Below are 8,893 nucleotides of genomic sequence, written 5' to 3' on the forward strand. Positions count from 1 at the left end.
ACATGAGTTCGATTGACGGTGGTGGTGTGGCCGGTCAGGTGGAAGCTCGCCTGACCGCGATCGCCGACGCCGTCGCCGGGCTCTGTGACGCCGATCTGACCGGGCTCGCTGATGCGGAGTTGACCGACACCATGGCGCGGTTGGAGAAGTCGCTGCGTCAGGCTGCGGCGGTCGGGCACAAACTGATCGTCGAGGCGGTCGAACGATCCTTGCCGGGCAAGCTGGGCCACAGGTCCGTCAACAAGCTGCTGGTCGGGGTGTTGCGGATCTCGGCGGCCGACGCCTCCGCGCGGGTCACCGCCGCGAAGTCGTTGGGGACCTGGCATGCCATATCGGGCGAAAGTTTGCCCGCTGATCTGCCCGAAACTGCCGCGGCGCAGCGCGACGGCGACATCGGCGCCGATCATTGCCGGGCGGTGCGCGAGGTCATCCGCAAGATCCCGTATGCGGTGCCCGCCTCCGACGTCGAGGCAGCGGAACAGATCCTGGCGGAGCTGGCGCGGGCCGGGACCCCGGAGGATGTCGAGAACGCCGGACACGAGCTGCTCGCCCATCTGAACCCGGACGGCAACTTGGCCGACGACAGGGATCGCAAACGACTGCGCGGGATCCGATTCGGCCGCCAAGACAAGGACCTCATGACGCCGATCTCCGGTCACCTCGACCCCGAGACCAGGGCACTGCTCGAACCGATCCTTGCGAAGTGGGCGCGGCCCGGGATGAACAACCCCGACGACCCCGAATCTCCGACCGGCGATGCCGAGCACCCGAACGTCGACCGCGACAGGCTCGCCGCCGCGGCGGGCCGGGACACCCGCACCGCTGCGCAACGCAATCACGATGCCGTGAAGGAAGCACTGCGAACACTCCTCGGTTCCGGAGTCGTGGGTTCACATCGCGGGCTGCCGGCCACCGCGATCATCACCATGACCCTCGACCAACTCGAACGCGCCACGGGCGTCGCCACGACCGCATCCGGTGGAATCCTTCCGATACGGGATGCCTTGAAGCTCGCCGAACAAGCGCACCCGGTGCTGGTCCTCTTCGACCACAACGGCAGGCCCCTGCACCTCGGACGCACGAAACGGCTCGCCACCGCCGACCAGCGGCTCGCCCTCATCGCCGCCGAGGGCGGCTGCACCGGACCCGGCTGCGCGGCGCCCGCCACCCTGACCGCGACCCATCACAAACGGGACTACGCCAAGGGCGGCAGGACCGACATCGGGGACCTGACGTTGGCCTGCGACTGCTGTCACGCGCTGGTTCACGACGGCCCGGGCGGCTGGAAAACCCGCACCGCCCCCGAGGGCACCGAGTACGCGGGACGCACTGAGTGGATCCCGCCGCCGCACATCGACCCCGAGCAGAAACCCCGCATCAACCACCGCCACCACCCGAAAGAGCTACTCGACCGAGCCCGACGAAAAGCGCAGGCGCGCAGGGAAGCCGACGCACGCAGGCGACACAAACAGCCCAAGCCACCCGGCGGGGGACCGACGGGAAGCGACGGAAGCGACGCCGTGCCGTAAGCGCCGATCCCGCATGGATGATCTGCGGACCGAGTGGCACCGGGCAGGTGCCGCCGTGGCCGCACCGGGAGTTCCTGCGCAACCTGTAGCGGGCAGCACGGCGATAGGGTGGCCCCATGCCCATCACCGTGCTGCTCGTCGACGACCAAGAGCTGATGCGCATGGGGCTCAAGATGGTCCTCGAGGCACACGAGGACATCGTGGTGCTGGGGGAGGCCGGGGACGGCGCCGCCGCGGTGAACGCGGTGAAGGCCCTCGAGCCCGATGTGGTGCTCATGGACGTGCGGATGCCGATCGTCGACGGGGTTACTGCCACCACGCAGATTGTCGAATCCGGCTGTTCCAGCAAGGTTTTGGTGATGACGACCTTCGACCTCGACGAGCATGCACTGGGTGCGCTGCGGGCGGGGGCCAGCGGATTCCTGCTCAAGGACACCCCGCCCGAGGATCTGGTCTCGGCGATCAGGAGCGTCGCTGCCGGGGACGCGGTGGTCTCACCCAAGGTGACGCGACGGCTGCTGTCCCGGTTCATCAGCGAGGACCCGGTTCCGGCGCAGGCCCCCGAGATCCTCGACGATCTGACGGAACGCGAGCTCGAGGTACTCCAGCACCTGGCCACCGGGCTGTCCAACGCAGAGATCGCGCAACAGCTCTACCTCTCGGAGGCCACGATCAAGACTCATGTCGGCAAGATCCTGACCAAGCTCGGCCTGCGAGACCGGGTGCAGGCCGTGGTGCTGGCCTACGAGACCGGGCTGGTCACGCCCGGCTCGTAGGCCTGTCGGATCACGCCGTGAAGGTCCCCACCGTCGGCAACGCGAAGCAGGTCTTCCCCGACTGGTAGGTGACATCCCCGTAGAGTGCCGCGAGCACCGTCCCAGCGCCGGTCGCCACGGTCTTCGACATCGTCGGCATCCCGAGCAGGGCGTCGTTCAACGGCTCCATTCCACCCTTGAAGGTGGTCGTGTTGAACCAGATCACGTTGAGGCCGGACTGCTTCGGAAGGTCCACATGGGCCGGAATCGCCTGGAATCGCAGCTGACCGCGCTCGATGAACGGCGGAATGGGGAAGTTGGGCCCGGACTGTGCGGAGGCAACGGTGACGGTGACCGGACTCTCGCCGATCCCACAGCCGAGAGTCGGCGCCGGATACATGAAGTCCTGCGGTGTCGTCACCCCCAACTCCGGGAGGCCCAGGGGCCCGAAGGCCGCCGCCCCGAGAATGCCCTGGAGCACCGCGAGCGCCTCTGGCGACTGCATGCCCGGCTCCGCCAGCAGGGCGGCGGGGGCCGAGCCGGGCGGGTCTGCCGCGGCAGGGGAGGCACCGGCCTGGCCGGCAAGCGGAAGGGCAAGTGCCGCGAGCGACACCACGGCGACGGACAACCTGCGGACGATCTGGGGGAGTCTCATGTTGCTCCTCGGCTGATGCGCGAAATCGACGATCATGAACCCGACCGATGTGAACTGCATCATGCCAAATGTCTAAATGTCAACTAGAGGGTTGGGGTCTACCTCCACCAGAGGTTGGCGTGTACATCAACTGGAGGGTTCGGCTTTACACCGGAAACCCGGGAGAAAAACCGCGGCCCCGCACGTTGTTCCGGCAGAGGGACGACCCCGAGGGACAAGACCCCGGAGGAACCCAAGCGAAAGGCAGGCCGATGATTCCGGCGTTGTTCGTGCTCTACGTCGTCGTCGAGATCGCCGCGGTGATCTGGGTGGGCAGCACCATCGGTGTGCTGTGGACGATCGCGCTGTTCCTGTTCGGCTGGGCCGTCGGCCTCGTCCTGGTGCGCTCGCAGGGCCGCAAGGTGATCGAGGGATTCCGGCGCGCAGGTCGCGGCGCAGGTTCCGCAGGCGGCGCCGTCGCGGACGGGGCGGTGGTCGCGGCCGGAACGGTGCTGCTGGTGATCCCGGGTCTGGTCACGTCCGCCCTCGGCCTGCTGCTGTTGCTCCCGCCGACCCGCCGGATTCTCCGTCCGCTCGTCCTGATCCTGGGTGGTCGGCGACTCGGGATGGTGACCGCGGCCGGCGGGGTCGGTGCCGAGGTGTACTCCCGGACCCGCCGACGCACGGTCGTCGACGGCGTCATCGTCGAGGACACCGTCGTAGAGGACATCACCTATGGGCCCGAGGCCCCGGGGTCGCCCACGGGCGCCGACCCGCTCGCCATCGAGGGCGAGATCATCCTTCCCGATCCCGGTGGCACGGCGCCCGGTCCCAGGCGGGCAGACTGAACCCCCGTGGGTACCCAATTGTTGGTCGGCGGTCGCATCTACAGCCCCGCCGCACCGGATGCGACGTCGATGGCCGTGACCGATGGCACCGTGGTGTGGGTCGGCGAGGACCGACCCGGCCGCGCGCTGCATCCCGACGCCGAGATCATCGAACTGGACGGCGCCTTCGTGACACCGGCCTTCGTGGACACCCATGTCCACGTCACCGCGCTCGGACTGATGCTCACCGGCCTCGACCTGACCGGCGCCCGATCGCGCCGCGAATGCCTCGACCTGGTTCGGCGCTACGCCGAGGAACACGACGACGCCGTCATCTGGGGGCACGGCTGGGACGAGACCCTCTGGACCGACGAGCCGGGCGCCCCGACCACCACGGAACTCGATGCCGTGGCACCCGGGCGAATGGTGTACCTGGCGCGAATCGACGTCCACTCCGCCGCCGCTTCGTCGTTGCTGCGCCGCGCGGGCGGTGTCGACGAGGCCGAGGCCCCGGTCACCGCGGACGAGCACCATCGGGTCCGCGCGGCGGCCAGGGAACTGCTCACCGCGACGCAGCGGGCGCGGGCCCGGACCGCCGCCCTCGACAGCGCGGCCGCCAACGGGATCGTCGCGGTCCACGAGTGCGCGGGCCCCGACATCTCCGGCCGCGAAGACCTGAGCGAACTGCTCGCACACCCGCACGGGGTCGAGGTTCGGGCCTACTGGGGAGAGCCGGTCCGGACCGCGGCCGAGGCGACCGCACTGCTCGCCGAGACGGGGGCGGCCGGTCTCGGTGGCGACCTCTTCGTCGACGGCGCGATCGGGTCCCGCACGGCCTGGCTGCACGAGCCGTACGCCGATCGCCCGCACACCGGCAACGCCTACCTCGACGTCGACGCGATCACCGCGCACCTGCGGGCCTGCACCGAGGCCGGTGTCCAAGCCGGCTTCCACGTGATCGGTGACGCCTCCGTCGCCACGGTGATCGAGGCGTTCGAGCGGGTGGCCTCCGAACTCGGTGGGCCCGCGGTCGCCGCGTGCGGACACCGGCTCGAGCACGTCGAGATGATCACCGCCGAACAGGCGACCGCGCTCGGTTCGCTCGGGGTGGTCGCCAGCGTCCAGCCGGTGTTCGACGCGCTCTGGGGCGGCGACCACGGGCTCTACGCCCAGGCCCTCGGGCAGACCCGGGCCGCGGGTCTCAACCCGTTCGCCGCGATGGCTGCGGCCGGGGTGTCGCTGGCATTCGGATCCGACGCCCCGGTGACTCCCGTCGACCCGTGGGCGATGCTCAGGGCCGCGGTCAACCACCGGACCGAAGGCAGCGGTGTCTCGCCGCGTGCGGCCTTCTCCGCCGCGACCCGCGGGGCGTGGCGGGCAGGCGGCGTCCGCGACGGCCTCGCGGGCACGCTGGTCCCCGGCGCACCCGCCTCGTACGCCATCTGGGAGGCGGGCGAGCTGGTGGTCACCGCCGCCAAGGACTCCGTCCAGCGGTGGTCGACCGATCCACGGTCCCGGGTGCCCGCGCTGCCCCACCTCGAGCCCGAGTCCCCGAACCCGGTGTGCCTGAAAACCGTTCACCGCGGGGAGACCATCTATGAGCGTTGAGGTGGCCGCCTCGACCCAGACCCGATCCCGCAAGCCCCGATGGTCGACGCTGCGCGATTGTGTCCTGGCGTTCGGATCGGGCGGGCTGCTGTTCGCCAGCTTCCCGCCGCGACCGCTGTGGTTCCTCGCTCCCTTCGGCATCGCCCTGCTCGTCCTGGTCCTGACGCGGTTCGGCGCGCGTGATCGCGCGCCGGAGGCGGGAAGTCGGCCACCGTTGCGCCTGCGGGGTGCCTTCGGATACGCGTTCCTCGCCGGTCTCGGGTTCCTGCTGCCGCTGCTGCCCTGGGTGGGGGAGTACGTCGGGCCGGGACCCTGGCTCGCACTGTCCACCGCGGAGGCCGTGTTCTTCGGGCTGTTCGGCGTCCTCGCCGTCATCCTCGCCCGGCTGCCGCTGGCGCCGCTGTGGATCGCGTGCGCGTGGACGCTGACCGAATGGCTGCGGTCGAGCGTGCCCTTCGGCGGGTTTCCGTGGGGCAGGCTCGCGTTCGGGCAGGCCGACGGCCTGCTGCTGTCGCTCGCCGGGGTCGGCGGTGCCCCGCTGCTGGGATTCGCGGTCGCGCTGACCGGTACCGGAATCGCGGCGCTGACGGTGGCGCTCATCCGCCGGCTCCCCGCCAGGGACTGGCTCGCCGCAGGCGCGTGCACCCTCGCCATGCCCGTTCTCGCCGCGGCGCTGTGGCCCACTGTTCCCGGCATGGAGTCGGTGGACGACGCGGCGGGCGACCGCACGATCGTCGTGGCCGCGATCCAGGGCAGCGTCCCGCGCCTTGGACTCGAGTTCAACGCCCAGCGTCGAGCGGTGCTCGACAATCACGTCCGGGAGACCTTCGCCCTCGCCGAGGACGTCCGGGCGGGCACCTCGCCGCAACCCGACCTGGTGATCTGGCCGGAGAACGCCTCGGACATCGATCCGCTACGCAACGCCGACGCGGCCGACGCCATCGACGCGGCGTCGCGGGCGGTCGGCGCGCCGATCCTCGTCGGCGCCGTGCTGGTGAACGGCGACCGGACCACCACGAACTCGGTGATCGTCTGGGACGGCGCCGATGGGCCCCAGGACCGCCACGACAAGAAGATCATCCAACCGTTCGGCGAGTACCTGCCCTACCGTGGGTTCTTCCGCCACTTCTCCTCGTATGCGGACCAGGCGGGCAACTTCGTGCCGGGCGACGGCGACGGGGTGGTGACCGCCGGCGGGATCCCGGTCGGCGTGGCGACCTGCTACGAGGTGGCGTTCGACCGGGCGCTCACCGAGGCGGTCCGGGCCGGCGCCCAGTTGATCGCCGTCCCCACCAACAACGCGACCTTCGGGGACACCGAGATGACATACCAGCAGCTGGCGATGTCGCGGGTGCGGGCGGTCGAACACGGGCGCGTCGTTGTGGTGGCGGCCACTTCCGGCGTCAGCGCGATCGTCGCCCCCGACGGGTCGATACAGGAATCTTCGTCACTTTTCGTGCCAACGGCGCTTGTCGCGGAGGTCCCACTTCGCGCCTCCACTACGCTGGCTACTCGACTCGGCCCGATTCCGGAGATCGTTCTCTGTGTCGGTGCCGCATTGGCCCTCGCCGTCGCGCTCGTGCGACGGCGGCGGTCGGCCGCGCCGATCAATTGACGGCGGCGGACGCATCACGAAGGAACCAGCCTCGGCTGGCAGGGAGGATCAAGATGGCAGCGGGTACGCCCAACGGGGACACGCCGAGCGCGCACACCTTGGTGATCATTCCGACGTACAACGAGCGGGAGAACATCGGCCTGATCATCGGCCGCCTGCACGCCGCGCTGCCGAACACGCATGTGCTCGTCGCCGACGACGGCAGCCCGGACGGTACCGGGGAGCTGGCGGACAAGCTGGCCGACGCCGACGCCGACGCCGAGGGCCGGATCCACGTCATGCACAGGACCGAGAAGAACGGCCTCGGCGCAGCCTACATCGCCGGCTTCAAGTGGGGCCTGGAGCGTGACTACCGCGTCATCGTCGAGATGGACGCGGACGGCAGCCATGCCCCCGAGCAGCTACACCGGCTGCTCGACAAGATCGACGCGGGCGCCGATGTGGTCGCAGGCTCGCGGTACGTGCCCGGCGGCTCCGTGGTCAACTGGCCCAAGCGACGCGAGTTCCTCTCCCGCGGCGGCAACATCTACTCCCGGCTGGCGCTGGGCGTGAAGATCAAGGACATCACCGGCGGCTTCCGCGCCTACCGGCGCGAGGTGCTCGAGGCGCTCGACCTCGACGCCGTCGAGTCGCACGGCTACTGCTTCCAGGTCGACCTCGCGTGGCGCGCGATCCAGCACGGGTTCACCATGGTGGAGGTGCCGATCACGTTCACCGAACGCGAATTCGGCGAGTCCAAGATGGACGGCAACATCGTGCAGGAGGCGTTGCTCAAGGTCACCGTCTGGGGCATGCGCAACCGCTGGAACAAGGTGAAGGCGCTGATCGGGAAGTAAGCACGGCATCGGATACGACAACGCCGCCCCCGGGGAAATCCCCGGGGGCGGCGTTGATGCATTCTGGCGCGGCGTCTCAGGCGCCGGCTCCGCTACGCTCCGCGTCGCTTGGTCTTCAGCAGGTCCAGACGCTCCTTGAGCAGCTCCTCGAGCTCCTCGACGGAACGGCGCTCGAGCAGCATGTCCCAGTGGGTACGCGGGGGCTTGACCTTCTTGGCCTCCGGCGCGGTCCCCTCGAGCAGCGTGCCCTCCAGCCCGTTCTTGCAGAGCCAGGTGCCGGGGATCTCGGCATCATCGGAGAAGGGGACGTCGAACTCTTCGCCGTTGTCGCAGCGGTACCGGGCCATGCGGCGAGGCGCCAGGTCGTGGTCGCGATCGGTCTCGTAGCTCACCGCTCCGAGTCGACTACCTCGAAGTACGCGATCTGCCATGGTGGTGTCCTCTCCCTAGGTCGGCACGCGAGCGCGCTGGATCGGCAGGAACTCACCGATCAGCAGGCATTCACTCATCTTCAACGCCACGGACGCTGGAATGGTTCCCGGGCGTCGCACAGACGCAACCGCCCCATCTTACCGGCTGGCGAACGACGAACGGCACAGCAGCGCCCGTCCGGCACGGCGCCACCCGGGGGAGCAGTAAGGTAACCGACCGTGGCAGGCCCCTCTCGCAGACCCGATTCGTGCGTGTGGTGCGGACGCGAGGTCGCCGACGTCGGCATCGGACGCCGCCGCCGCTATTGCCGCCAGTCCTGCCGGCAGCGGGCGTACGAACAGCGCAGCGCGGTCAAGGGCACCTCTATTCCCGCCGACGCCGTGGTCCTGACCGCCGATGAGGCTGCCGCGCTCGTGGACCGCATGTTCGAGGTCCGTTGTGCCGCGGAGGACGTCGAGACCGCGGCAGCAGAGGGCGCCGAGCGGTCGGAACTGTTGTCGCTGTGCGAGCGGCTCGTACAGCTCGCGCGCGAGGCCGAGCGCTTCCGCTGACACGGGGCGGCGCCGATGCGCAGCCACACACGGGTGCGCGTAACCGAAGCCTGAAACGGACGACAATAGCAGTCCGCGGCCGATAGTCTGTGTAACGCGGCCGACA

The 8,893-nt window shown here is 69.7% G+C and carries 9 protein-coding genes; 7 read left to right on the forward strand and 2 right to left on the reverse strand.

The window, feature by feature from the left end; all coding sequences use genetic code 11:
- Positions 1–2: 2 nt before the first annotated feature.
- Together ACFQS9_RS18250 and ACFQS9_RS18255 are read left to right on the forward strand one after the other, a co-directional pair.
- Positions 3–1,529 carry an HNH endonuclease signature motif containing protein gene (locus ACFQS9_RS18250; RefSeq protein WP_378407226.1) on the forward strand — a complete coding sequence of 509 codons (1,527 nt, stop codon included), beginning with the start codon at positions 3–5 and terminating at the stop codon, positions 1,527–1,529.
- A gap of 116 nt (positions 1,530–1,645) precedes the next feature.
- Positions 1,646–2,305 (forward strand): response regulator, encoded by a 660-nt coding sequence (locus ACFQS9_RS18255; RefSeq protein ID WP_378407228.1) that lies wholly within the window; start codon positions 1,646–1,648, stop codon positions 2,303–2,305.
- Positions 2,306–2,315: 10 nt separating this feature from the next.
- Here ACFQS9_RS18255 and ACFQS9_RS18260 read toward each other — a convergent pair whose 3' ends face one another.
- A complete protein-coding gene (locus ACFQS9_RS18260) occupies positions 2,316–3,002 on the reverse strand; it encodes a hypothetical protein (protein WP_378407230.1) in 687 nt (228 codons plus the stop codon).
- 188 nt (positions 3,003–3,190) lie between these two features.
- Between ACFQS9_RS18260 and ACFQS9_RS18265 the strand changes: the two genes are divergently transcribed.
- Genes ACFQS9_RS18265 through ACFQS9_RS18280 form a run of 4 tightly spaced genes read left to right on the forward strand, consistent with a single transcriptional unit; the run spans position 3,191 to position 7,804 of the window.
- Positions 3,191–3,766 (forward strand): FxsA family protein, encoded by a 576-nt coding sequence (locus tag ACFQS9_RS18265; RefSeq protein WP_378407232.1) that lies wholly within the window; start codon positions 3,191–3,193, stop codon positions 3,764–3,766.
- Between the two features lie 6 nt (positions 3,767–3,772).
- Entirely contained in the window at positions 3,773–5,353 is a 1,581-nt protein-coding gene (locus ACFQS9_RS18270; RefSeq protein ID WP_378407234.1) for an amidohydrolase, read from the forward strand.
- A complete protein-coding gene (gene lnt / locus ACFQS9_RS18275) occupies positions 5,343–6,968 on the forward strand; it encodes an apolipoprotein N-acyltransferase (RefSeq protein ID WP_378407236.1) in 1,626 nt (541 codons plus the stop codon). The genes ACFQS9_RS18270 and lnt overlap by 11 nt, the downstream gene beginning before the upstream one ends.
- Before the next feature lie 53 nt (positions 6,969–7,021).
- A complete protein-coding gene (locus tag ACFQS9_RS18280) occupies positions 7,022–7,804 on the forward strand; it encodes a polyprenol monophosphomannose synthase (protein WP_378407238.1) in 783 nt (260 codons plus the stop codon).
- A gap of 92 nt (positions 7,805–7,896) precedes the next feature.
- On the opposite strand, the gene ACFQS9_RS18285 is transcribed toward ACFQS9_RS18280, so the two are convergent.
- Positions 7,897–8,235 (reverse strand): RNA polymerase-binding protein RbpA, encoded by a 339-nt coding sequence (locus tag ACFQS9_RS18285; protein ID WP_378407240.1) that lies wholly within the window; start codon positions 8,233–8,235, stop codon positions 7,897–7,899.
- Positions 8,236–8,454: 219 nt separating this feature from the next.
- Between ACFQS9_RS18285 and ACFQS9_RS18290 the strand changes: the two genes are divergently transcribed.
- A complete protein-coding gene (locus ACFQS9_RS18290) occupies positions 8,455–8,787 on the forward strand; it encodes a hypothetical protein (protein ID WP_378407242.1) in 333 nt (110 codons plus the stop codon).
- Positions 8,788–8,893 lie beyond the last annotated feature (106 nt).

The organism is Rhodococcus daqingensis (assembly GCF_042665615.1).
Lineage (GTDB): Bacteria > Actinomycetota > Actinomycetes > Mycobacteriales > Mycobacteriaceae > Rhodococcus_G > Rhodococcus_G daqingensis.

What these genes read in the sequence shown, in the direction of transcription:
- ACFQS9_RS18280 (WP_378407238.1), top strand. Translation starts at nt 7,022, where the DNA reads ATGGCAGCGGGTACGCCCAACGGGGACACGCCGAGCGCGCACACCTTG.
- ACFQS9_RS18250 (WP_378407226.1), top strand. Translation starts at nt 3, where the DNA reads ATGAGTTCGATTGACGGTGGTGGTGTGGCCGGTCAGGTGGAAGCTCGC.
- ACFQS9_RS18260 (WP_378407230.1), bottom strand. Translation starts at nt 3,002, where the DNA reads ATGATGCAGTTCACATCGGTCGGGTTCATGATCGTCGATTTCGCGCAT.
- ACFQS9_RS18285 (WP_378407240.1), bottom strand. Translation starts at nt 8,235, where the DNA reads ATGGCAGATCGCGTACTTCGAGGTAGTCGACTCGGAGCGGTGAGCTAC.
- ACFQS9_RS18255 (WP_378407228.1), top strand. Translation starts at nt 1,646, where the DNA reads ATGCCCATCACCGTGCTGCTCGTCGACGACCAAGAGCTGATGCGCATG.
- lnt (WP_378407236.1), top strand. Translation starts at nt 5,343, where the DNA reads ATGAGCGTTGAGGTGGCCGCCTCGACCCAGACCCGATCCCGCAAGCCC.
- ACFQS9_RS18265 (WP_378407232.1), top strand. Translation starts at nt 3,191, where the DNA reads ATGATTCCGGCGTTGTTCGTGCTCTACGTCGTCGTCGAGATCGCCGCG.